Source organism: Cellulophaga baltica 18, assembly GCF_000468615.2.
GTDB lineage: Bacteria > Bacteroidota > Bacteroidia > Flavobacteriales > Flavobacteriaceae > Cellulophaga > Cellulophaga baltica.
This window is the reverse complement of the sequence record NZ_CP009976.1, coordinates 1,883,940-1,907,308: the sequence shown is the minus strand read 5'-3', so window position 1 is coordinate 1,907,308 and position 23,369 is coordinate 1,883,940. Positions and strand designations below refer to the sequence as shown.

Here is a 23,369-nt window from a genome sequence, read left to right as displayed (position 1 = left end):
ATAGTAAGGATCCAACGCTTATAAATAAAACCATTAAGAAGACGAATTATGCATGTTGCAATTGCAGGAAATATTGGCGCAGGAAAAACAACCTTAACCAAATTACTTTCAAAACATTTTAACTGGGAACCACATTTTGAAGATGTTGTAGACAACCCCTATCTGGATGATTTTTACAATCAAATGGAGCGTTGGAGTTTTAATCTTCAAATTTATTTTTTAAATAGTAGGTTTCGCCAGATTTTAGAAATAAGAGAAACGGGGAAAAACATCATTCAAGATCGTACCATATACGAAGATGCTTATATTTTTGCACCAAACCTTCATGCGATGGGTTTGATGACGAACAGAGATTTTAGCAATTACTCTAGCCTATTTGAGCTAATGGAAAAATTAGTTCAACCGCCAGATTTATTAATCTACTTACGTAGTTCTATTCCCAATTTAGTAAGTCAGATTCACAAACGTGGACGCGATTATGAAAATACGATTTCCATAGACTATTTAAGCAGACTTAATGAACGTTATGAAGCATGGAGTCAGAGCTATGAAAAAGGAAAACTCTTAATTATTGATGTTGACCATTTAGACTTTGTAGATAATCCTGAGGATTTAGGCACTATCATAAATAGAATTGATGCAGAGATAAATGGCTTGTTTTAAGCGTCTATCTAACATTTACAAATGGGGTTCGTATCTTATATGAATCCCATTTTTTTTGCGTGCGCCACTGCTTGGTCGCTATTTTCTACAAATAAAACAGGTGTTGTTTTATAATTATCAAATAGGCTTTTTACCCGTATCATTCTCTTTTTATGATTTACACTTCTTAGGTAGATGGCCAAAATTCTGTCTGGAAATTGTTCTGCTATTTCCTTATAAATATCTGCATCACGCTCGCCACTATCTCCAATTAAAATTATGGGCAACGCTGGGTACGTTTTTAAAATACCAAGAATCTCTATTTGCTTTTGTGGTTTGTGCCCGTCTCTTTTCCTTTTAAAGAAAGAATTGAAACTACGAAGTAAAATAGGTCCTTTAGGGAAATCATTCTGCTTTAGAAACAGTTCTAAATAACGGTATAAATTCCAAGGACTATGACTCACATAAAATATTGGATTAGAATTCTCTCCTGATGTTCCCCGATGTAATTGGTTATAAAAATCTGGAGCACCAGTAAGCGGTAAACGATTTTTTACAGTTTTAAAAACAGTATTAAACAATACGCGCCATTTTAATGTAGAGACTACGCCCGTATGCAAAATAGTATCATCAATATCTGTAATCACCCCAAAAACAGCCTTCTTAGATGGGATTAGAATTTTACCAGGAAATCTATTTTCATGGGTAATCTTTCGTTTAATATTTGGATTTGAGTAAGAGACTTCAAAGTTCACCCAGTCTTCTTCGTTGGCTAATTTCTGCAAATCATGAACAGCCGTTTCCATTTTAAAATATCCATGATTATCGGTTGATGTTTGCAAAACTTGGCCGTTTGGCAAAGTAATATCTATGTTGGTATGCTTTACTTCATCTGTTTCTAACCGTTTCCAGGTATTCAACATCAAATTAAACCAGCCTTTATCATCTAAGTTAATGGACTCATCTTCAAGCGCTCTCCCCCTTAAATAGAAATGAGAATTGGTGCCGTAAGCATCAAATGTAATTATTTGTAAAGGATCTTTCTTAAATAACATCACACTAAAATAATACAAAAAAACCTGCTAATATTAGTTATTAGCAGGTTTAAAAATAAAAAAAATAAATCTATTTTCTAAGGGTCACTTTTTCTATCTCAACTTCTATTTGAGAATCATCAGATTTAACGCTAGTCTCCTTAAAAGCTTCTACCTGCACTCCTACTTCTTCTGGCGTTCCACTAAATATCTTTTCATCTGTTTTAGACACTCCATTTACTATAGTGGTGTAAGTAACATTCGCTTCTGCCACGTCTGTATTATTTGTATTTACCTCTATATTTATTTCTTCTTGAACTCTAGAAATGCCTTCTTCTGCATGGCCACCTAATATTGGAGCTATCACTAAACCTATCAAACAAGTAAGTTTAATTAGGATATTCATAGAAGGACCAGAAGTATCTTTAAATGGATCACCAACAGTATCTCCAGTAACAGCCGCCTTATGCGCCTCACTACCTTTAAATGTCATTTCTCCGTTAATCTCTACACCTGCTTCAAAAGATTTTTTAGCATTATCCCAAGCACCACCGGCATTATTCTGGAAAATTGCCCATAGCACACCAGAAACAGTAACACCTGCCATATAGCCTCCAAGCATTTCTGCTATCGCTAAATTATTCATCCCAAAGATCATTGGAATAAAAGCTATTGCTAATGGAAAACCAATAGTTAACAACCCTGGCAGCATCATTTCTTTTAAAGATGCTTTTGTAGAAATAGCTACACATTTATCATATTCCGGCTTTCCTGTGCCCTCCATAATTCCAGGTATATCTCTAAACTGCCTACGTACTTCTTGTACCATTTCCATGGCCGCTTTACCTACCGCATTCATCGCTAAGGCAGAAAAAACTACAGGCACCATACCTCCAACAAATAACATGGCTAAAACTGGTGCTTTAAAAATATTAATACCGTCTATACCCGTAAACGTAACATAGGCCGCAAAAAGTGCTAATGATGTTAAAGCCGCAGAAGCAATTGCAAATCCTTTACCGGTTGCTGCTGTTGTATTCCCTACGGAATCTAAAATATCTGTGCGCTCTCTTACGATTGGTTCTTGCTCACTCATCTCTGCAATACCTCCTGCATTATCAGCTATTGGACCAAAGGCATCAATAGCTAATTGCATTGCTGTAGTTGCCATCATCGCAGAAGCTGCTAAGGATACCCCGTAAAAACCAGCAAAAGCATAAGATGCCCAAATAGCCCCTGCGAATAATAATACGGAAGGAAATGTAGAAATCATACCCGTAGCTAAACCCGCAATAATATTTGTACCTGCTCCTGTACTTGACTGCTGTACAATTTTTAATATTGGTTTTTTACCTAGACCTGTATAATATTCTGTAACCGAAGAAATCACAGCGCCTACCACCAAGCCAACTAACGTAGCATAAAACACACGCATGGATGAAATGTCCTGCAAGCCCTCACCAAAAAATTCCATTTTCATGGTTTCTGGTAACATCCAAGTAACCAAGCCAAAACAAGAAACTGCCACCAAAACTATAGATGTCCAGTTTCCAATATTTAAAGCCCCCATAACTTGAGACTCTTTAGCATCATCATTTTTAATCTTCACTAACATGGTACCTATAATCGAAATGATAATACCTACACCTGCAATTGCCATCGGTAATAAAATGGGACCGATACCTCCAAAGCCATCTTGAATAGCTCCGCCCATATCTTTAATCACATAGTTACCCAAAACCATTGCAGCTAATACGGTAGCTACATAAGAACCAAACAAATCTGCTCCCATACCTGCAACATCACCTACATTATCTCCAACGTTATCTGCTATAGTTGCAGGATTACGAGGATCATCTTCTGGGATACCTGCTTCTACTTTACCTACTAAATCTGCTCCTACATCTGCCGCTTTCGTATAAATACCACCACCTACACGTGCAAAGAGTGCAATAGATTCTGCACCCAATGAAAAACCTGCTAAGGTTTCTAAAACGATAGTCATATCCATCGTATTGGTCCAAACACCTCCCATAAAATAGTGGAAAAAGAAAATAAAGAATGCGGTTAAACCTAATACAGCTAAGCCAGCAACCCCAAGCCCCATTACAGTACCACCTCCAAAAGAGATTTTCAAAGCATTAGGCAAACTAGTTCTTGCGGCTTGCGTTGTTCTTACATTTGTTTTAGTCGCTATTTTCATTCCTATATTCCCTGCAAAAGCAGAAAAAATAGCACCAAAAATAAACGCAATAACAATTAACCAATGTGTGGTTGGCACTATAAAAGAGACAATAGCCAGCAACACACTAACGACTACTACGAAAATTGCTAAAAGCTTATATTCCGCATTTAGAAATGCAAGTGCACCTTCATAGATGTGATCTGAAATTTCTTTCATTTTTCCATCTCCCGCATCTTGCTTTAGTACCCATGATTTCTTAATAACCATGTAAAGTAAACCTAAAAGTGCCATCACTATAGGCATATAGATAATCATTGATTTCATAAATTAGTCCGTTAATTATTAATTATTTCTCAAAAAAACGCATAAAATTTAAACATAACAAAAAAAGTCATGCTTTTTAATAGCATGACTTTTTTTTATTCTGACAATTTCAAAATTATATGGTGAAAGTGCGTTTCTTTTTATGGTCACTTTCTTCGTAACGCTGTACACATTGCTCGTAAATTTCAAGAGCTTCCTTAGCATCTCCCCATCCACCAACATCTACTTTTTTCTTTTCTAAATCTTTATAAACTCTGAAGAAATGTTCTATCTCTTTTAATCTATGTGGATTAAGATCACTGATATCATGATTACTACTCCATATAGGATCTGAAACAGGAACACAGATAATTTTTTCATCTGGCCCTTTTTCATCTGTCATATGGAAAACACCAATAGGTCTAACTTCCATAACCACCATTGGATAAGTTGGCTGATGTCCTAAAACTAATACATCTAATGGATCACTATCTAAAGCAAGTGTTTCTGGAATAAATCCATAATCACCAGGATACATCATCGATGAAAAAAGCATTCTATCAAATCTAATTTTGTGTAATGTAAAGTCGTACTCGTATTTATTTCTACTTCCTTTTGGAATTTCGATTAGAACATCGAAAGTTATTTCTAATTTTTCGCTCATAATAATACTGTAATTTGTACACAAAGATACTTGAATAATTTATTTTACCTCTGTAAATGGTTTAAATATCTAAGGATTTAACAAGCAATTTCAAGTATAATCTTACGAAAACGGTGTAGTAAATTTAACAGTTTCCTATTAAAAATTAAATCCAAATGACCCCGTAACACTAAATGGTCTTGCTTCGGGACTCTCTAAATAATTTCCTCTAAAATTAAAATCAATTCTTAAAATCTTAAATATATTCCCTACTCCAAACGAATATTCCCAGTAAATAGTATCATTTGGTGCTTGCAAAGGAATATTTGTAGGACTATTTAATAAGATGTTCTCATTAGAAAGATCTCCCCAGACACCTCTTAACCCAACAATCTCCCTAAGATTCCATTTTTTTAATATGGGAATTCTAGAAAATAAGCGGCCATTAAAGTTCTGTTCTAAATGAACAGAGGCATACGTATCTGTGACAAACTCATAAAAATCTAAATTAGGAAACGTACCATAGATAGAAAATAAGGTTTGGTTTCCAGGAATGACATTTAATAAGCCCAGAGGCACATCACCAAAAGTTTTACCTAACTCTACTGTACTTAACAATCTACCAAACCCTCCAATTTGCCAAGGCTGCGTATATGAAAATTGAATTTTCTCGTAATCAAAATCGCTTTCTAAAAAGTCTTTTACCCCTTTGGTATACGTTAAAAATAAGGTACTATAATTGTCATTGATATTTCTGCGCTCTACGCCGTACCCAATGGTTCTTTTACCTGGCGTATATATTAAGGTCGTATTAAAGTCAAATTGTTTTAACTCCGAAGAAATTCCTGCAGGAGCCTCTGGATCCAAATAATCTAAGCTAAATGCATCTGGTAATGCCGAGCTTAACGTACGCAAGGAGCCACCCACTCTAAATATAAAATTATGCAAGGGTTCTGCCTCTACCTGAAACGTAGATAAGTTAATATTGGTCAAACGGTCATTAGAGCCCACAGAAAACAAGGACGATGACGCCGCACTTCTACCCAAAACGTCTGTGGTGGCCGTAAGACTTAAGCCCAACTGCTCAATATCTCTCCGGTTACCTCCTGATATTATTAAACGTGATTTTTTATCTAATAAAAACTTCCCAGAAATACCATGTTTAAATTTATGATCATCAAAACCATATGCAGTATATGCCTCTATTCGCCAAGGATCATTTTGCCCAAAATATGTCCTTGCACCTGCCCTCACACGAATACCTTCCGCATCATTAAATCCGAATGTACTGTAGACATCACCGATATCTAAATTCCATTTATCAATCTCCACATATCCAGAACCTAAGATACTGGCTATATTGTAAAAACTCTTAAATTTCGGAACCGTCTTAAGGGTATCTAACAACTTATAAACACCCGCTTCATCTTTATTGAGCGCTTCTAACCTATTATTTTGCCAAAAGGTCGTATCTCGCTCTACAATTCCAGAATTAAATTGATTGGATAAATTTTTATAAAACTTAGGGTCTTTGTATTGATCAAAAACGTAATTATTATAGACGGTAGTACGCTTGCCGTAGACCCCTTTGGACTCCTCTTTTTTACTCAAGCTAAAATCACTCAGCATGTAATCTCTTTTCAAAAGAAAAACAGAATCATTCACCACTTCAAAATCTTGTTCTATATAAATCTCTTTGACCCAGTTTATATTTGCACTTTTAGTAACCTCAAGATTTATTTTTTTGATGGCGTAGGTAGAATCATTCACCCAGAAGTTACCTTTAAAAGTAAGCTCGTTTTTTCGTCTTGGGTAATAAATAATATTATAGCACCATTTATTATCAATAAAACTACTATCTGCTAAAACGTAATTGTAGACATCTACCCCGGTCTTAGAGAGCGGACTCGTAAAACTCTTGTCAAAAAATTTCAAGTAATTATTATAAATATCGTAATCGGAATACAGATCCTCTACAAAAGCCGTCAATGCCTGATTGTTACTGAAACCTGAGTTTTTTGTTCCTAGCAATTCTTCTTTCTCTTCTCCTTTTAAATTATCACCATACACCTTAGAAAAGGTTTCGTTCAAAAAGATAGGTAAATAAGTTTTCCCGGTAATTCTTGAGGTGTCAAGATCTTGAAAAACAAATTCTAAGCCTTTAAAAATTTTACTTTTAATAAGAGCACTATCAATTGTATTTAAATCAAACTCTACTTTTTCGTACTTATCGTAATTGTATTGCTTGTAATGCTTTACTCCATTACTACGTTTACGTTCCCAAATTTTACGTAGTATATCTATAGCTGGATTGTTCTTTTTAGATTGTTTTCCAAAATAAACCACCACTTCTTTTAATTGCTCACCACCTTCAGCCAATACCACTTTCATTTGGTAAGTAACTTTACTATCTAAAGTGATATCTTTGGTTTCATATCCTACAAAAGACACCTGAAGAGTCTCATAGGTATTATCAGATTCCATATAAAAAACACCGTCATCATTGGTGATGGTACCCTCTGAAGATCCTTTGAAAATTATATTTGCAAAAGCTACAGGGATCCCTGCCTCATCTATAACCACACCACTAACTTTTGTTTGTGATAGTAGTGAAAATGAATATAGCGTGAATAAGAATAAAAGTATTTTTTTCATTGAAAGATGGGGTTCTACAATTACACTAGCTTTTATTTTAAAAAACCAAAAAAGCTTTACCGACCAGGTTAGTCAGTAAAGCTACTTTAATCTTACAAAAGGTATTTTATTTATATAATACTTTCTTAACTGAATTTATTACATCTTTATAATCAGGCAACCATTCCGCCAATAAAACAGGAGAATAAGGTGCTGGCGTATCCGCCGTATTTATTTTTTCAATTGGAGCATCTAAAAAGTCAAATGCATTAGATTGAATATGGTAGATAATTTCTGATGCAACATTACCATAAGGCCATGCTTCTTCAAGAATTACCACTCTATTTGTTTTCTTTACAGATTTAAGAATTGCTTCATAATCTAAAGGCTTAACCGTACGTAAGTCAATAATCTCACAACTAATACCTTCTTTTTGTAGCTCGTCTGCAGCTTTGTAAGCTTCTTTGATAATTTTACCAAAAGAGATAATAGTAACATCTGTACCTTCTCTTTTAATATCTGCAACACCTAAAGGAATTAAATATTCTCCTTCTGGCACTTCAGCCTTATCACCATACATTTGTTCAGATTCCATAAAAATAACGGGATCGTTATCGCGTATAGCAGCTTTTAATAATCCTTTAGCATCAGCTGGGTTCGAAGGAACCACCACTTTTAAACCAGGACAATTTGCAAACCAGCTTTCAAAAGCTTGAGAGTGCGTTGCTCCTAATTGACCCGCAGAACCTGTAGGACCTCTAAAAACGATAGGACAATTAAACTGCCCACCAGACATTTGACGAATTTTTGCAGCATTGTTTATGATCTGATCAATCCCTACCAAAGCAAAGTTGAACGTCATGAACTCTATAATAGGTCTATTCCCATTCATAGCAGAACCAACTCCAATTCCTGCAAAACCAAGCTCAGATATAGGTGTATCAATTACACGGTCTGCACCAAATTCATCAAGCATTCCTTTTGAGGCTTTGTAAGCTCCGTTATATTCAGCGACTTCCTCACCCATTAAATAGATAGATTCATCTCTTCTCATTTCTTCGGACATTGCCTCACAAATAGCTTCTCTAAATTGTATTGTTTTCATTAAAACGGCGTTTCTTTATAATTGTATTCCCAAAAGGATAGCAAAAATAGGAAAATATATGTCATAATAAACGTTGTATTTCGCAAAAAAAGTTATAAAATTTACTATGCATGCATAGTAAATTTGAAAAATATTGGCTATCTTAGCAGTCTTTAGAAACATAAAATTCCATAAATAATGAAAATATTAGTTTGTATAAGTAATGTTCCAGACACTACGTCTAAAATAAACTTTACGGATAATGATACAAAGTTTGACACTGCTGGTGTTCAATTTGTTATTAACCCTAATGATGAATTTGGCCTAACTAGAGCCATGTGGTTTAAAGAAAAACAAAGTGCAACAGTACATATCGCTACCGTAGGTGAAGCAAGTGTAGAACCAACCATGCGTAAAGCTCTTGCTATTGGCGCAGATGAAGCTATCCGTGTAAATGCGATACCTACAGACGGTTTTTTTGTAGCACAACAACTAGCGAATATTGCTAAAGAAGGTGCTTATGATTTAATAATTGCGGGAAGAGAATCTATTGATTATAATGGAGGTATGGTTCCTGGAATCATGGCCAGCCTTTTAGATATCAACTTTGTGAACACGTGCATTAGTTTAGATGTTGATGGAACAAGTGCTACGGCATTACGTGAAATTGACGGAGGAAAAGAAAAAATAGCAACAAGTTTACCTTTAATTATTGGAGGTCAAAAAGGTCTTGTAGAAGAGAGCGATTTAAGAATTCCTAATATGAGAGGAATCATGATGGCGCGTCAGAAAAAATTAACAGTAGTAGAACCTATTGATGCATTAAACGCCACTCAAGACACAAAATTCACGAAGCCTGCTGCTAAAGGAGCTGTAAAGTTAGCTTCTTCTGTAGATGAATTGGTTACCTTATTGCATAACGAAGCAAAAGTAATCTAACCCATAATTCTCTTTTAAGTCTAAACTAGTCTCCCTTTTCTAGGGAATAAAAAAATAATATTATTATGTCAGTATTAGTATATACAGAATCTGAAAACGGAAAGTTTAAGAAAAATGCTTTTGAAGTTGCCTCTTATGCTGCCGAAGTTGCAAAACAAATGGGAACTACTGCTACAGCAGTTTCCTTCAACGCTACTGAAAATGAAAGCTTAGGTACCTATGGTATCTCAAAAGTATTAAACATTAGCAATGACACTCTAAAAACATTCAACGCAAAAGCATATGCAAGCAGCATTCACCAGGCCGTTGAAAAAGAAGGCGCTAAAGTTATTATTTTAAGCTCAAGCACAGATACTAAATATTTAGCTCCTTTATTAGCTGGATACTTAAAAGCAGGTTACGTTCCTAATGTCGTAGCTGCTCCAGAAAGCACTTCGCCATTTACCGTAAAAAGAACGGCTTTTAGTAACAAGGGATTCGCTTTTTCTGAAATAAGCACCGACGTTAAAATTATAGGCGTTTCTAACAACTCTTTTGGTATCCATGAAAATGGTACTACAGCAGCTGTAGAAGCTTTTGATGCTGCTGTTAGTGATGCTGATTTTGCTACAAAATCTGTAGAAATTGATAAAGTTGTTGGTAAAGCAACAATAGCAGACGCAGACATCGTAGTTTCTGCAGGTAGAGGAATGAAAGGTCCAGAAAACTGGGGAATGATAGAAGAGTTAGCAGAGGTACTTGGTGCAGCTACCGCTTGTTCTAAACCTGTATCTGATTTAGGATGGAGACCTCATGGAGAGCATGTGGGTCAAACTGGTAAACCGGTAGCGAGTAATTTATACATTGCTATTGGTATTTCTGGAGCTATACAGCATTTAGCAGGGGTAAGCTCTTCTAAAGTAAAAGTGGTGATTAATTCTGATCCAGAAGCACCATTTTTCAAAGCAGCAGATTACGGTATTGTAGGTGATGCTTTTGAAGTTGTACCTCAGTTAATCGAAAAATTAAAAGAATTTAAAGCTCAAAACGCTTAATTTTTGTTAAATTGTGCCTCTTAAAAGGGCTGTTTAAATATATAGGTCTTGCCTTTTATTTAAACAGCCCTTAGCGTTTACTTAATATTTATGAGCTTAGTTAGATTAAAAATAAAGGGGATATCTTATAGTCAGACGCAAAATGGTGCGTATGCCCTAATATTGAATGAAGTTGAAGGCGACCGAAAGTTGCCTATTGTAATTGGTGCTTTTGAAGCTCAATCCATAGCTATTGCCTTAGAAAAAGAAATAAAACCTCCTAGACCCTTAACACACGATCTTTTCAAAAACTTTGCAGATCGGTTTGATATAGTGGTAAAACAAGTGATCATACATAAACTTGTAGACGGTGTATTCTATTCTAGTATTATCTGTGAGCGCGACAAAATTGAAGAAATAATTGATGCTAGAACTAGTGATGCCATTGCACTGGCCCTACGTTTCAATGCTCCAATTTTTACTTATAAAACCATTTTAGACAAAGCAGGTATCTTTTTAAAATTCTCAAGTAAGGATAAAGAAGACGAAACCGCTGATGACAGTATCATGGTCAATGAAATTTTACAAGAAGGCGAAACTGTAGAGATTACAGGATCTGCCTCTGATGGCTATTCTGAGCTTTCTATTGAAGAGCTCTACAAAGAATTAGAAAATGCAGTCACCAGTGAAAACTATGAAAAAGCTGCCAAATTAAGGGATGAAATTTCCAAACGCCAATAATTACTTTATTTTAATTTTATTTTGATGAAAAAAAGCCTTTGGTTAACGCTAATTATATTACTATTAGCCCTCCCTATATTTGCCCAAGAAATTACCCCATTAGATACTATAACATCATCTATAGACACGAGCACTATAAATGATATTACTCCTACCGTATTAAACAACCCTAGCATACGCCCAAATGAAGGGTTTACCCTGAATAGCCTTTTTAGAGGTCTATTAGGGATGGTCTCTTTAATCTTAGTTTCTTTCCTATTCAGTGCAAACAGAAAAGCAATTAATTGGAAAACAGTTGGGATTGGTTTAGGCCTGCAGGTAATCATCGCTATTGGTGTTTTAAAAGTGCCATTTATTCAATACATTTTTGATAAGATTGGTAAACTTTTTGTAAAAGTTTTAGAATTTACCACGGCTGGTAGTAAATTTTTATTCGAAGGCCTTGTTGTTGATATGGATACCTTCGGATTCATATTTGCTTTTCAAGTACTACCTACCATTATCTTCTTTTCTGCTTTAACATCTGTGCTATTTTATTTGGGCATCATCCAGAAAGTAGTAAAGGTTTTAGCTTGGATGTTAACCAAAACCTTAGGTATTTCAGGAGCAGAAAGTTTAAGTGTTGCCGGAAACATATTTTTAGGACAAACAGAAGCTCCCTTATTGATTAAGGCCTATTTAGAGAAAATGAATAAGTCCGAAATCTTATTAGTTATGATTGGTGGTATGGCAACCGTTGCCGGCGCTGTTTTAGCGGCATATATAGGATTCTTAGGTGGAGATGATGAAATACTTCGCTTACAATTTGCAAAGCACCTTTTAGCAGCCTCTGTAATGGCAGCTCCTGGAGCAATTGTAATTTCTAAAATACTATATCCACAAACCGAAGCTGTAAATACCGATGTACATGTATCTACTGAAAAGATTGGATCCAACTTTTTAGATGCTATTGCTAATGGAACTACAGAAGGTTTAAAGCTTGCTGTTAACGTAGGAGCGATGCTTCTGGTTTTCGTTGCTTTTATTGCCATGATAAATTGGGTATTTGGAGAGCTTGGAGATTTCACTCATTTAAATGGTTGGATTGCAGCAAACTCTTCATACGAAAAGCTATCGCTTGAATCTATCTTAGGGACCATTTTCGCCCCATTAATGTGGCTTATTGGGATTGCTAAAGAAGATGTTATGCTCATGGGGCAACTGCTAGGAATAAAATTAGCCGCAAGTGAATTTATTGGATACATACAACTTGCCGATTTGAAAGATGCTACAAATGGCATTCATTTCACCTATAACAAATCTGTAATTATGGCTACTTATATGCTTTGTGGATTTGCCAATTTTGCATCTATTGGAATTCAAATTGGCGGTATTGGGTCTTTAGCTCCAGGACAACGTAAAACACTTTCTGAGTTTGGACTTAAAGCAGTTCTAGGAGGATCTTTAGCTTCTTTACTTTCTGCAACTATTGCAGGGATGATTCTAGGATAATTCATTATCAAAACCGATAAATCCTAAAAAAACACACGAAGCCATGAATTCTATTTATTTTTAAAATAGAATCACATTCCGTTTGATTTCTTATTTTTGATTTCAGATAAGCTTTCACAGCAATAACATAAGTTACCGTACTATTATGAAACAATATCACGATTTATTAAACCATGTATTAGAAACAGGAAATCAAAAAGGCGACCGTACAGGTACGGGAACTAAGAGTGTTTTTGGATATCAAATGCGTTTTGATCTAAGTGAAGGTTTTCCTATGGTAACCACCAAAAAACTACATTTAAAATCAATAATCTATGAATTGCTTTGGTTCTTAAAAGGGGATACCAATATTGATTATTTAAAAGAAAATGGCGTACGTATTTGGAATGAATGGGCTGATGAAAAAGGCGATTTAGGTCCTGTTTATGGACACCAATGGCGTAATTGGAATAGCGAAGAAATTGATCAAATAAAGGAGGTAGTTGAAACACTAAAAAACAATCCAAACAGTAGAAGAATGCTTATCTCTGCATGGAACCCAAGTGTATTACCAGATACTACCAAATCCTTCTCTGAAAATGTTGCCAACGGAAAAGCCGCTTTACCACCATGCCATGCGTTCTTCCAGTTTTATGTTGCTGATGGTAAATTATCATGTCAATTATACCAACGTAGTGCAGATATATTTTTAGGCGTTCCTTTCAATATCGCCTCTTATGCTTTATTTACCATGATGATGGCACAAGCCTGCGGTTATGAGGCAGGAGATTTCATACACACTTTTGGTGATGCTCATATCTATAATAACCATATGGATCAGGTTGCGCTGCAATTAAGTAGGGATCCGAAACCATTACCAAAAATGGTTCTAAATCCAGCAGTGAAGAATATCTTTGATTTTAAATTTGAAGACTTTACCTTAGTAGATTATAATCCGCACCCACACATCAAAGGCGTGGTTGCTATATAACTACACCATGAAAAAAATCTATGCATTCCTTCTATTATTCCTATCTCTTCAATACGCAGCAATAGCACAACAAGAAATAAGTATCGAAGAAGTTAAAGAGGACGGCGCAATTCAGGAAATTCCCTTTATCGTTTTAGATCAAGCCCCCATCTACCCAGGTTGCGAAAGTGAAGACATTGCAGATAAAACAGCTTGTTTTCAGCAAAAATTATACGATCATATTAGCGCAAACTTCAGGTATCCCGAGGAAGCTAAAAAAGAAAACATTCAAGGGCGTGTTTTTTGTAGATTCTTAATCGATGAAACAGGAAAAATAACGAACATAACTGTTAGAGGATCTCACGAGTTATTGGAAAAGGAGGCTAGAAGAATAACGGATTTAATCCCTAATATGCTAGCACCTGCTCAACATGGAGGCAAAATTGTTAGAACTCCATACTCTCTTCCATTAACCTTTAAACTCTAATATGAAGACCAATTTCTTACGCGTAGCCATAGCACTTATCTCTTTCAATGCTCTATCACAAACTACAGATTATAACCCTTTTTTAGAAAACAACTTTGCAAACTTTAAGAATTGCAATGCGCCAACAAGTAGTGCTGCGGAAGAATGTTTTAGAAAAGTTTTGATGACAAACTTTGACGCTTCATTTAGCTACCAAGAAGAAAAGACAGAAACTAATACTAACGGAAGATCTGTTTATTTTAATTTTAAAGTAGATTCCATTGGCGAAATACATAAGGTTGATTTCTATGACTCTGATGATGAAAAAATCCGAGAGCCTTTAGAAAGCTCCATAGCGCAATTACCAAGAATGTTACCCCCTACAGAAGATGGCATTGAAGGCAACACCACCTTTATTTTAGAATTAAAAATTATTCCTGAGGAAAGAGCACTATTTAAAGTTGTAGATATTAAAACTAGATTTGAAAAGCCAAAAACCAAGGAAAAAGAAAACGCAGAAACCTTTGAATTTAACGTCATAGATAAAGTACCTGTATTTCCTGGTTGCGAAATAGAAATTGAGCAACAGCGAAAACAATGCTTTCAGCAAAGAATGATGAAACACATCATGCGAAATTTTAGGTATCCAGAATTTGCACAAGAAAAAGGAATACAAGGAAGAGTATCCGTTTTATTTGTTATAGACAAAGAAGGCAATATAACAGGTATAAAAACCAGAGGTTCCCATCCTATAATGGAGTTAGAAGCAAGGAGAATTATCTCTAAACTACCTCAAATGGAGCCCGGAGAACAAGGTGGAAAACCTGTTAAGGTTCCCTTCTCTCTCCCTATTACATTTAGACTCGAATAGCATACAAAAAAGGCCGAAACAAATTTGTTTCGGCCTTTTTGTATAAAATAAAATAAGATAATTACAATTCTAAAACAGCATTCTCTGCTCCAGCAAAATCATTCCATTGGTACCGGTCTGCATCTGCGTCATTTACATAAGTATCATCAATAAGGTACCTAAATTCATAAGATGCTTCCTTCGGTAAATCCATAGTACCTTTAAAAGTACCATTCTTTAATTTTCTTAAAGTTCCTTTTTTTGGATTCCAATTATTGAAATCTCCTACTACATAAACCTTAGAAGCCTCTTCTGCTGGCACTGTAAAAGTTACTTTACATACCGGCTTACTTTTTAAATACTGTTTTGTGATAGCCATAGCGTTTTCATTTAAGTTCTATACAAAGCAAATCAATATATAATTGATAAACAATAAGTTAACGACGATTTATCAAATTGGTAAATTTACATTTACAAAAAATTAGAATTCTCAATTAAATGTAGGAATTTTTTGTATTTACAAAGTCTTTACATCTGTTTTTTTATGACATTTATAACTTTAGAAACATTTTTCAGGGTATTATAAAAATGAAAACTAAGTCGTATACCCTCTCCACGTTGTGAACAGATAATATCATTATTAAGTAATGCATCAAATAATTTCTGATTGCCTTTAATATTAAAGATAGTGCTATGATTTCCTCTAGACACTACAATATCCTCTAATAGATTTAATTTAGTAAACTCTTGGAATGCAAATTCACTCAGCGCTTTATTTGTTTCCTCAATCGTTTTCATACCTACCCTAGACAAAAAATCAAGTGAACATTTTAAACTTCCAAAACTTAAAGTGTCCAAATGCCCTGGTTCAAAATGCTTAATAAAATCAATATGTTCAAATCCATCTACATCTCCATCAGCCGAATTAAATCCTGCACTTTTTAATTTAAAAATACTTTTCACATGGTCTTTGAAAAGCATAAATCCGTTTCCACTACCAGCTAACAACCATTTATAAGCGCTTGCTCCCAATACATCAATAGCGGAATTATCAAAATCAAAATCTTCCGTACCACAGAATTGAGTTCCATCGGCAATAATTAATAATTCTGGAAATTCTACTTTAAGTTTAGCAAGAAAATCCAAATCGATCTTAATCCCGTTTACCCATTGCACAATACTAATTGCTAAAACGGTAATATTCTCTGATTTAATTTTTTCTACAATTTTTTCTTCTAAATTTTCTTGAAGTATAGCTACGTAGTGCACATCAAAACCACGGCTCATAAACGGCCATTTAAGAGACGGGTAATCATCATCCAATAACAATACCTTATTTGAAGTATCTAAGCCTTCTAAAAGCATATTCATTCCTAATGAGAAATTCTGAACCAAAGCTACATTCTCATTTTTACAGTTGAAAAAAGTCCCCACAGTGGCTCTAACCTGTGCTATTAACTTTGCAGCTTTAAGTTTAAAATTACTACCTCCAATTAAATAGTCTAAATCATGTTCTTGCCGCCAATCTAAAAGGCCGTCATACATAATTCCGTATGCAGCAGTATTCACATAAATAGATTGGTCTAAAATTGGAAACTCTTTAATTATCTTTTGCATGATGATCTCTTGAAATAGGATTATATTATCTTTGTTAGTAAAGATACTAATTGAGATGTTTTCAAAAGCTAAAAAAGATTCGGAAATAAATTTGGAACAGCATGAACTACTAGAACATGCACAAGTACGTATTAAGCAAAAGAAGCGCCTTTACGCGCATTTTATTATCTTTTTAGTAGGAAGTGTTTTTTTGGTATTAATCAATAAAATTCTAAAATACGGCGATACCTATAACTGGTTTATTTGGGCTATTACCTTTTGGGCCTTTCTATTTATAATGCATCTTATCAATGTATTTGTCACCCAAAAATTTATGGGTGTAGATTGGGAGCGCAGTCAACGAGAAAAATTAGTAAAAAAACAAAAACTTAGGATTTCAGAATTACAGAAAGAAATAGAAACAGATTTCCCTATTTCTCAAATTAATAAAAAAAAAGAAGATTGAAAACAGTTACACTCATAGCTGCTGCAGCTGAAAATAATGCCTTAGGAAAAGATAACGACTTACTATGGCATCTTCCTGATGATTTTAAAAGATTTAAAGCGCTTACTACTGGTCATCCTATAGTAATGGGAAGAAAAACATTTGAGAGCTTCCCTAAACCACTACCCCATAGAACTCACATTATCATCACCAGAGATAAAAATTACACTACTACATTTGAAAACTGCCAGATTGTACACTCGTTAGATGCTGCTTTAACTGTTGCTAGTGAAATTGATGAAAATATTTTTATTATAGGAGGAGGAGAAATATATGCTTTAGGACTTGAGAAAGCAACACATATAGAACTTACTAGAGTTCACGCCACTTTTGAAGCCGATGCATTTTTTCCGGATTTTGATAAGAATAACTGGGAATTGACCAAGGAAGTGCATCATGCTAAAGATGATAAGCACAAGTATAATTTTACCTACTTGACCTACCAATCAAAAATCTAAATACGCCACAGAAACTTCATATGCTGTTAAGAAATAATTTAACTCTTCAGCACTTTTGTTACTATAAAACTGATGACTTGATTTCTGCTTGTTGGCAGCCATCTTATGCTGCTCTAGAATACTCTTAGTCTGTTTTGCAACCGCCTCACCAGAATCTATAATAGCTACTTTATCTGTTACAATTTCTTTAATTAATGGAATTAAATAAGGATAATGCGTACATCCTAAAACTAAATAATCTATTCCTTTTGCCATCATAGGATTTAAGTATTGTTCCAAAAGATTTTTAACCTCAGAACTTTCTATTTTACCTGCTTCAATTAAAGGTACCAAACCTTCCCCTTCTTGTTCTATAATGGTTATGCCTTCAGAATATTTTTTTGAGGTGGTATTAAACAGTGCACTTGTTAGTGTACCCTTTGTTGCTAACACGCCAATGGTCTTAGAAATGCTATTTAAAGCTGCTGGTTTAATCGCTGGCTCTATTCCTATAAAAGGAACATCATAAGTCTCTCTAAGGTAGGCTATAGCATTTGTGGTGGCTGTATTACACGCTACAACAATTAGTTTACACCCCTGACCTAGAAGAAATTCTGTATTCTTAATACTCAGCTGTAAAATATCATCAGCAGACTTCTCCCCATAAGGGGCGTTAGCACTATCTGCTAAATATATCGTATGCTCATTTGGCAATAATTTGTGTATTTCCTTCCATATAGAAGTACCACCAACTCCAGAATCAAAAATACCTATAGGCTGTAAACTCATAAGACAAATAAAGAATAGAGATTAAAGTTACATTAAAAACCTATTTAAAGAAAACTAGATACCTTCTAAAAATAAAAAAGCCCACATAAAGTGGGCTTTTTGAGTATGTTAAATTCCTGTATTAGAAACCTAATTCCTTTTTTACTAATGCTAATAAATCTGTTCCTTTAGCAACGATAACACCGCTACCTTGAGAAGAATCTAAAACATAGTTTACACCTTGTGCAGCGGCAACTTTTTCAATAGCTGCTTTAGCTTTATCTGAAATAGGACCTAATAAAGCAACTTGCTTATTTTGTAATTCCTGACTAGCTTTTTGTTGTGCACTCTGGATATTTTTTTGAGCTTCTTGTAACTCTAATGTTCTTTTCTGATTTTCTTCATCTGACTTACTTGGAGCCTCACTTTCGTACTGCTTAAATTTACTTTGAAGTGAAGTCATTGAACTTTGAATATCAGCACCGTAAGTTTGCTCTAATTTCTTTAGCTCAGCTTCAGCAGCTTTCATCTCTGGCATTGCAGACATTAACTCTGTTACGTTAATATGAGCCATTTTATTTTGTGCGTTTACAAAACTTGTAGCTGTTACAAATAAGACTACTGCTACTACTATTCCTTTTAAATGTTTCATGATTTTCAAATTACTTATTTTGAGTGTTAAATTAATGGTTTATTCCCGTACGGGCACTTTTTGAGTTTAAAATTATTTAATTATTTTCTTTTTCTTCTGCTTCCTGAGCTGCCTTTTTCTTTGCCTCGCGCTCTTCTAACAATTTCTTACGTCTTGCTTCATACGCTTTCTTGCGTTCTTCACGTAATTTTAACTGCTCTTCTCTTTTATCTGACGCTAACTTTTCTCTGGTCTCTTGCGCATCCAACGCTTGCTCTTTTCGCTCTTTTAAGGCATCGCTCATTTCTCGCTCTACAGGCTCTTCATCACGCTTGTTCATTTTCTCACGAGCAGCACTTACTTTACGTGTTCTAGAAATTGCTTTTAATACTAAATCACTGATATCTAATCGCTTCTCCGCATACAACATAACAACATCAGCAGATTTATCAAAAATCATATCATAATTCTTACTCTGACCAATTTTCTGTACTTCCGTAAATACTTGATCTTGTATTGGCTGTATTAAACGTTGTTTGGATAAAAACAAATCTCCTCCTGGCCCAAATCGATCTTGTTGGTAATCGAACATTTCTTTTTCTAGAAGACTAATCTCTTCTTCTCGCTCCTCAATAAGTTCTGCTGTTAACAACACCTTTTCTGCCATCAAATCTTTCTTCATTTGATCTACAGCGCTTTTCTCTTGTTCTATTTCTAGCTTCCATTTCTGAACCTTTGTATCGAGCTGATCGTTTGCCTCTCTATACTCCTCAACGTTTTCTAAAATATACTCCATATCTATATATGCTATTCTCACTCCACGGGTTTGAGAGAAGCCATTGATAGCTAATAGAATTGTACTGATAACTAAAAGAACCTTTGTTTTCATTTCGTTTACATTTACTATAATAGAAAATATCGTGCCAAAATAATTAAATTATTTAAGAATGTTATTAGATTCTACCATTTAACTGCAAAAAACAGTCTTTATCTCACCAATAACAAAAAAAACACGTACTACTATCAAAATTAATACTATTATTAATTAGGTTGATGGTAATACGTGTTTTTAATTATACAATTTTTTAAAACTGCTGACCAATAATAAAGTGAGTCTGCCAACCACTAGGCCCTACAGAACCAGGATTTAAATCGGTATCAAAACCGTATCCAAAGTCAATACCTAACAAACCAAAAGCAGGCATAAATATACGTAAACCAGCACCTACTGATCTTTTAATTTCAAAAGGATTAAATTCTTTAAAGCTCGTAAAAGCATTACCTCCTTCTGCGAACACAAGGCCATATATAGAAGCAGATGGCTTAAGCGTTAAAGGATACCTTAATTCCATAGAGAACTTGTTATAGATAAGCCCCCCAGCTTGATCTGTTTGACCTGTAAATTCATTGGTTACATAAGGCGTTATTGATTGGTTCTCATACCCCCTAAGCTGAACATTTTCACGACCATCTAGGGTAAAGTTCCCCATACCGTCTCCCCCTACAAAGAAACGTTCGAAAGGCACATCGCCCACTTTACTGTTGTAGTTTCCTAGGAAACCAAACTCAGCGTTTGTTCTTAATACTAAAGATTTATTACTTACATTACCAATTAAGGTAGTATACCAATCTCCTTTGAAATTTACTTTATAAAACTCTAACCACTTGAAACGTTCACGTTCAATACGCTCTATCTCCTCTGTCCTAGTAGCATCAGATTCAGTACTTGCATAAACCGCAGCTTCATCTTCATTTAATTGATTATAATCTTTCCCGTTTAATAAAGACCATGGCGGTGTGAACTTTGCTTTAATTTCAAAGTTAGATCCTGATGTTGGGAAAATTGGGTTTGTTCCCGCTGATCTCCTAGAAATTCCTAAGGTATACGCTAAAGAATTAACTTTACCATCGCCAAAATTGAAAAGTCCTAAATTATAATCTTGGAAATTATACAATTGATATCCTACCGAATGTGATATGGTAAAGAAATCATCTGGCCATTGCACACGTTTTGCAATCCCTAAAGTAATACCCGTAATAGAGAATTGTTGATCTTTGTCTACATCAAAACTTCCACTATTATTATAAGACGCTCTAAACTGTTGTGTTCTTGATAAAGACATGTTAAAACCAACTGGCTTTCTACCTCCTAGCCAAGGCTCAGAAAAGTTTAAGCTGTATACTCTATACGTCTGACTTGCTTGCAAACGTAAGGCAAATGTTTGACCATCTCCCATAGGCACCGGCTTGTAAGACTCTCCGTTAAACAAGTTTTTTATAGAGAAGTTACTAAAAGACAATCCTAAAGTACCGATGAAACCACCACCACCATAACCACCTTGCAACTCTATCTGACTTGAACCAGATTCTACCAAACTATAATTTAAATCTACCGTACCTGAGTTAGGATCTGGGTTTAAAACATCTGGTTTTACATTTTCTGCATCAAAATATCCTAATGCACCAAGCTCACGGATACTTCTAATAATATCTGCTTTATTATATTTCTGACCTGGTCTTGTACGTAATTCACGATACACTACATGATCATTTGTTTTATCGTTACCATCTATAGTAACATGGTTAAGGAATGTTTCCTTACCTTCTATAATTCTAATTTCAAAATTAATAGTATCATTTGCTGCAGACATCTCTACAGGATTAATACTAGAAAACATATAGCCATTGTTTTGATATAAGCTTGTAATATCATTTGGATCTGGCTTGGTATTATCAGCAATTCTTTCCTTAAGTAATACCCCATTATAGGTATCTCCTTTTTTAATCCCTAAAACAGAGCTCAACTGTCTATCTGTATATACTGTATTTCCAACGAAATCTATTTCCCCAAAATAATACTTATCTCCTTCTTCTACCTTAATAGTAATATCAATAAGATCATCTCCATTTTTAGAAACAGAATCAGAGATAATACGGGCATCTCTATACCCTTTCTCCGCGTACGTCTCTACCAACTTTACCAAATCTGCATCGTATTCCTCAGGAATATACTTAGACCTTTTTAGGGTTAAAATATTTTTTAATGATTTTTCTTTGGTCTTCTTTAGCGCCTTCTTAAGTCTTTTATCAGATAATTTTTCGTTGCCTTCAAAATTAATATTGCTGATTTTTACTTTTGTTCCCTTCTTTATATTGATCACCATGCTCTGCGCATTAGCCTCAGAAGTATCTACTGCAGTAGCAATAGCCACTTTAGTATTTAAAAACCCTTTTTTCTTGTATTTGTTCTGAAGGTAGTTTTTAGTGTTTGAGATTAGGTTCTCTGTAATTTTCTTACCTTTTTTAAGGTCGGTATCTTTTAAGATGTCATCTATTTTTCCTTTTTTAACACCATAAATAGTAACATTAGATAGTGTAGGTCTTTCTAGAATACTTAATTCTAGAAAAATACTTTCTCCTTCTATTCTTGTAATGTAAAAACTTATATCACTAAAAAGTTCTAAGTTCCATAACTTGTTAATGATAGCACTAATTTCTTCTCCAGGAACGGTGATAGGCTGACCATCTCTTAAACCCGTATAGGTTTTTACCGTTTGCTCATTATAACTCTGGAGCCCCGTTACTTCTAAACCTCCTAAAATGTACTTTTTACCTTCCTCGTAAGTAGATGCTTCTTGGGCGGTAGAAATTAGTGCGGTTAGAAATAAAATAAAAGTAAATGCTAATTGGGGAGAGGTGATCTTTTTTACACCTCTAGATAAGTTGTTCGCTAGTTTTTCCAAATCTTCGTTCTCTATTTTGGTAATTTAAAATTGCTTCAACCAAATGTTGCTCTGTAAAATCGGGCCATAAAACATTCGTAAAATATAGTTCGGCATATGCAATTTGCCAAAGTAAAAAATTACTGATCCTATGTTCTCCACTTGTACGTATTAGCAGGTCTACATCTGGTAAATCATGCGTGTAAAGATGGTTATTAATAATGGTTTCGTCAATGTTTTCTGAGGAAATTATATTATTTTTAACTTTGCTACTTATCTCTTGTATAGCGTTTTTGAGTTCTTCTCTAGCACCATAACTTAATGCTAAAGTTAAAGTCATACCTGTATTATTGCCAGTTTTTTTAATTACTTCTAACAATTCTTTATGTGCTCTTTTAGGTAAAGAAGCTATATTTCCTATGGTATTAAGCTTAATACCATTATCCATAAAGGTAGGCAGTTCTTTTCGTAGTGATGACACTAAGAGCCTCATTAAAGTATCAATTTCAAATTTTGGCCTTTTCCAATTTTCGGTTGAAAATGTATAAAGTGTTAGGTAAGGAATTTTCATTTTAACACAAGACTCCACAACATTACGTACTGTTTTTACGCCATTTTCATGCCCAAAAACTCTCATTTTGCCATGTTGTTTCGCCCATCTTCCATTACCATCCATAATAATGGCTAGATGATTAGGTACTTTTGTTTTATCAATATTCTCTAGTGTGTTCATATC

22 protein-coding genes are annotated in these 23,369 nt (G+C 34.7%); 10 read left to right on the top strand and 12 right to left on the bottom strand.

What is annotated here, in order from left to right:
- The first annotated feature begins 48 nt into the window (after positions 1-48).
- On the top strand, positions 49-663 hold the full coding sequence (locus tag M666_RS08115) for a deoxynucleoside kinase (protein WP_024481774.1): 615 nt from the start codon (positions 49-51) through the stop codon (positions 661-663).
- Positions 664-698: 35 nt separating this feature from the next.
- On the opposite strand, the gene M666_RS08110 is transcribed toward M666_RS08115, so the two are convergent.
- The 5 genes from M666_RS08110 to M666_RS08090 all read right to left on the bottom strand — a co-directional run bounded on the left by M666_RS08110 (position 699) and on the right by M666_RS08090 (position 8,546).
- Entirely contained in the window at positions 699-1,697 is a 999-nt protein-coding gene (locus M666_RS08110) for an App1 family protein phosphatidate phosphatase (protein ID WP_029665096.1), read from the bottom strand.
- A gap of 70 nt (positions 1,698-1,767) precedes the next feature.
- Positions 1,768-4,185 (bottom strand): sodium-translocating pyrophosphatase, encoded by a 2,418-nt coding sequence (locus tag M666_RS08105; RefSeq protein ID WP_029447087.1) that lies wholly within the window; start codon positions 4,183-4,185, stop codon positions 1,768-1,770.
- Between the two features lie 115 nt (positions 4,186-4,300).
- A complete protein-coding gene (locus tag M666_RS08100; protein WP_024481777.1) occupies positions 4,301-4,828 on the bottom strand; it encodes an inorganic diphosphatase in 528 nt (175 codons plus the stop codon).
- Between the two features lie 138 nt (positions 4,829-4,966).
- Complete coding sequence (locus M666_RS08095) at positions 4,967-7,462, bottom strand: DUF5686 family protein (protein ID WP_029447088.1); 2,496 nt, start codon at positions 7,460-7,462, stop codon at positions 4,967-4,969.
- Positions 7,463-7,568: 106 nt separating this feature from the next.
- Positions 7,569-8,546, bottom strand: a complete 978-nt coding sequence (locus M666_RS08090) for a pyruvate dehydrogenase complex E1 component subunit beta (protein ID WP_024481779.1) — start codon at positions 8,544-8,546, stop codon at positions 7,569-7,571.
- A gap of 177 nt (positions 8,547-8,723) precedes the next feature.
- On the opposite strand from M666_RS08090, the gene M666_RS08085 reads away from it, so the two are divergent.
- From M666_RS08085 to M666_RS19960, 7 genes are all read left to right on the top strand, one after another.
- Positions 8,724-9,464 (top strand): electron transfer flavoprotein subunit beta/FixA family protein, encoded by a 741-nt coding sequence (locus tag M666_RS08085; RefSeq protein WP_029447089.1) that lies wholly within the window; start codon positions 8,724-8,726, stop codon positions 9,462-9,464.
- 65 nt (positions 9,465-9,529) lie between these two features.
- On the top strand, positions 9,530-10,498 hold the full coding sequence (locus M666_RS08080; protein ID WP_029447090.1) for an electron transfer flavoprotein subunit alpha/FixB family protein: 969 nt from the start codon (positions 9,530-9,532) through the stop codon (positions 10,496-10,498).
- A 90-nt stretch (positions 10,499-10,588) separates the two neighbouring features.
- Entirely contained in the window at positions 10,589-11,218 is a 630-nt protein-coding gene (locus M666_RS08075; protein ID WP_024481782.1) for a bifunctional nuclease family protein, read from the top strand.
- A gap of 24 nt (positions 11,219-11,242) precedes the next feature.
- On the top strand, positions 11,243-12,709 hold the full coding sequence (locus M666_RS08070; protein WP_029447091.1) for a NupC/NupG family nucleoside CNT transporter: 1,467 nt from the start codon (positions 11,243-11,245) through the stop codon (positions 12,707-12,709).
- 145 nt (positions 12,710-12,854) lie between these two features.
- Entirely contained in the window at positions 12,855-13,679 is an 825-nt protein-coding gene (locus M666_RS08065; protein WP_029447092.1) for a thymidylate synthase, read from the top strand.
- A 7-nt stretch (positions 13,680-13,686) separates the two neighbouring features.
- Positions 13,687-14,145, top strand: a complete 459-nt coding sequence (locus M666_RS08060; protein ID WP_029447093.1) for an energy transducer TonB — start codon at positions 13,687-13,689, stop codon at positions 14,143-14,145.
- Position 14,146: 1 nt separating this feature from the next.
- Positions 14,147-14,995 carry an energy transducer TonB gene (locus tag M666_RS19960; protein ID WP_029447094.1) on the top strand — a complete coding sequence of 283 codons (849 nt, stop codon included), beginning with the start codon at positions 14,147-14,149 and terminating at the stop codon, positions 14,993-14,995.
- Positions 14,996-15,056: 61 nt separating this feature from the next.
- Here M666_RS19960 and M666_RS08050 read toward each other — a convergent pair whose 3' ends face one another.
- Positions 15,057-15,353 carry an isoamylase early set domain-containing protein gene (locus tag M666_RS08050; RefSeq protein WP_024481787.1) on the bottom strand — a complete coding sequence of 99 codons (297 nt, stop codon included), beginning with the start codon at positions 15,351-15,353 and terminating at the stop codon, positions 15,057-15,059.
- Positions 15,354-15,502: 149 nt separating this feature from the next.
- On the bottom strand, positions 15,503-16,591 hold the full coding sequence (locus tag M666_RS08045) for an aminotransferase class V-fold PLP-dependent enzyme (protein ID WP_029447095.1): 1,089 nt from the start codon (positions 16,589-16,591) through the stop codon (positions 15,503-15,505).
- Between the two features lie 55 nt (positions 16,592-16,646).
- Here M666_RS08045 and M666_RS08040 point away from each other — a divergent pair, with 55 nt between their 5' ends.
- Positions 16,647-17,036 (top strand): 2TM domain-containing protein, encoded by a 390-nt coding sequence (locus M666_RS08040; RefSeq protein ID WP_025615894.1) that lies wholly within the window; start codon positions 16,647-16,649, stop codon positions 17,034-17,036.
- On the top strand, positions 17,033-17,533 hold the full coding sequence (locus M666_RS08035) for a dihydrofolate reductase (RefSeq protein WP_029447096.1): 501 nt from the start codon (positions 17,033-17,035) through the stop codon (positions 17,531-17,533). The genes M666_RS08040 and M666_RS08035 overlap by 4 nt, the downstream gene beginning before the upstream one ends.
- Here M666_RS08035 and murI read toward each other — a convergent pair.
- From murI to M666_RS08010, 5 genes are all read right to left on the bottom strand, one after another.
- Positions 17,522-18,301 (bottom strand): glutamate racemase, encoded by a 780-nt coding sequence (murI, locus tag M666_RS08030; RefSeq protein ID WP_029447097.1) that lies wholly within the window; start codon positions 18,299-18,301, stop codon positions 17,522-17,524. The two genes, M666_RS08035 and murI, sit on opposite strands and share 12 nt — an antisense overlap.
- 121 nt (positions 18,302-18,422) lie before the next feature.
- A complete protein-coding gene (locus M666_RS08025; protein WP_024481792.1) occupies positions 18,423-18,932 on the bottom strand; it encodes an OmpH/Skp family outer membrane protein in 510 nt (169 codons plus the stop codon).
- A 76-nt stretch (positions 18,933-19,008) separates the two neighbouring features.
- Positions 19,009-19,800: an OmpH/Skp family outer membrane protein gene (locus tag M666_RS08020; RefSeq protein ID WP_024481793.1), complete on the bottom strand. Its 792-nt coding sequence runs from the start codon at positions 19,798-19,800 to the stop codon at positions 19,009-19,011.
- 196 nt (positions 19,801-19,996) lie between these two features.
- Positions 19,997-22,654, bottom strand: a complete 2,658-nt coding sequence (locus M666_RS08015) for a BamA/OMP85 family outer membrane protein (protein WP_029447098.1) — start codon at positions 22,652-22,654, stop codon at positions 19,997-19,999.
- Complete coding sequence (locus tag M666_RS08010) at positions 22,626-23,366, bottom strand: undecaprenyl pyrophosphate synthase (RefSeq protein WP_029447099.1); 741 nt, start codon at positions 23,364-23,366, stop codon at positions 22,626-22,628. Before M666_RS08010 ends, M666_RS08015 begins: the two co-directional genes overlap by 29 nt.
- Positions 23,367-23,369 lie beyond the last annotated feature (3 nt).

What these genes read in the sequence shown, in the direction of transcription:
- M666_RS08075 (WP_024481782.1), top strand. Translation starts at nt 10,589, where the DNA reads ATGAGCTTAGTTAGATTAAAAATAAAGGGGATATCTTATAGTCAGACG.
- M666_RS08110 (WP_029665096.1), bottom strand. Translation starts at nt 1,697, where the DNA reads ATGTTATTTAAGAAAGATCCTTTACAAATAATTACATTTGATGCTTAC.
- M666_RS08115 (WP_024481774.1), top strand. Translation starts at nt 49, where the DNA reads ATGCATGTTGCAATTGCAGGAAATATTGGCGCAGGAAAAACAACCTTA.
- M666_RS19960 (WP_029447094.1), top strand. Translation starts at nt 14,147, where the DNA reads ATGAAGACCAATTTCTTACGCGTAGCCATAGCACTTATCTCTTTCAAT.
- M666_RS08090 (WP_024481779.1), bottom strand. Translation starts at nt 8,546, where the DNA reads ATGAAAACAATACAATTTAGAGAAGCTATTTGTGAGGCAATGTCCGAA.
- M666_RS08070 (WP_029447091.1), top strand. Translation starts at nt 11,243, where the DNA reads ATGAAAAAAAGCCTTTGGTTAACGCTAATTATATTACTATTAGCCCTC.
- M666_RS08040 (WP_025615894.1), top strand. Translation starts at nt 16,647, where the DNA reads ATGTTTTCAAAAGCTAAAAAAGATTCGGAAATAAATTTGGAACAGCAT.
- M666_RS08085 (WP_029447089.1), top strand. Translation starts at nt 8,724, where the DNA reads ATGAAAATATTAGTTTGTATAAGTAATGTTCCAGACACTACGTCTAAA.
- M666_RS08020 (WP_024481793.1), bottom strand. Translation starts at nt 19,800, where the DNA reads ATGAAAACAAAGGTTCTTTTAGTTATCAGTACAATTCTATTAGCTATC.
- M666_RS08045 (WP_029447095.1), bottom strand. Translation starts at nt 16,591, where the DNA reads ATGCAAAAGATAATTAAAGAGTTTCCAATTTTAGACCAATCTATTTAT.
- M666_RS08100 (WP_024481777.1), bottom strand. Translation starts at nt 4,828, where the DNA reads ATGAGCGAAAAATTAGAAATAACTTTCGATGTTCTAATCGAAATTCCA.
- murI (WP_029447097.1), bottom strand. Translation starts at nt 18,301, where the DNA reads ATGAGTTTACAGCCTATAGGTATTTTTGATTCTGGAGTTGGTGGTACT.
- M666_RS08060 (WP_029447093.1), top strand. Translation starts at nt 13,687, where the DNA reads ATGAAAAAAATCTATGCATTCCTTCTATTATTCCTATCTCTTCAATAC.
- M666_RS08025 (WP_024481792.1), bottom strand. Translation starts at nt 18,932, where the DNA reads ATGAAACATTTAAAAGGAATAGTAGTAGCAGTAGTCTTATTTGTAACA.
- M666_RS08095 (WP_029447088.1), bottom strand. Translation starts at nt 7,462, where the DNA reads ATGAAAAAAATACTTTTATTCTTATTCACGCTATATTCATTTTCACTA.
- M666_RS08105 (WP_029447087.1), bottom strand. Translation starts at nt 4,185, where the DNA reads ATGAAATCAATGATTATCTATATGCCTATAGTGATGGCACTTTTAGGT.
- M666_RS08050 (WP_024481787.1), bottom strand. Translation starts at nt 15,353, where the DNA reads ATGGCTATCACAAAACAGTATTTAAAAAGTAAGCCGGTATGTAAAGTA.
- M666_RS08010 (WP_029447099.1), bottom strand. Translation starts at nt 23,366, where the DNA reads ATGAACACACTAGAGAATATTGATAAAACAAAAGTACCTAATCATCTA.
- M666_RS08080 (WP_029447090.1), top strand. Translation starts at nt 9,530, where the DNA reads ATGTCAGTATTAGTATATACAGAATCTGAAAACGGAAAGTTTAAGAAA.
- M666_RS08065 (WP_029447092.1), top strand. Translation starts at nt 12,855, where the DNA reads ATGAAACAATATCACGATTTATTAAACCATGTATTAGAAACAGGAAAT.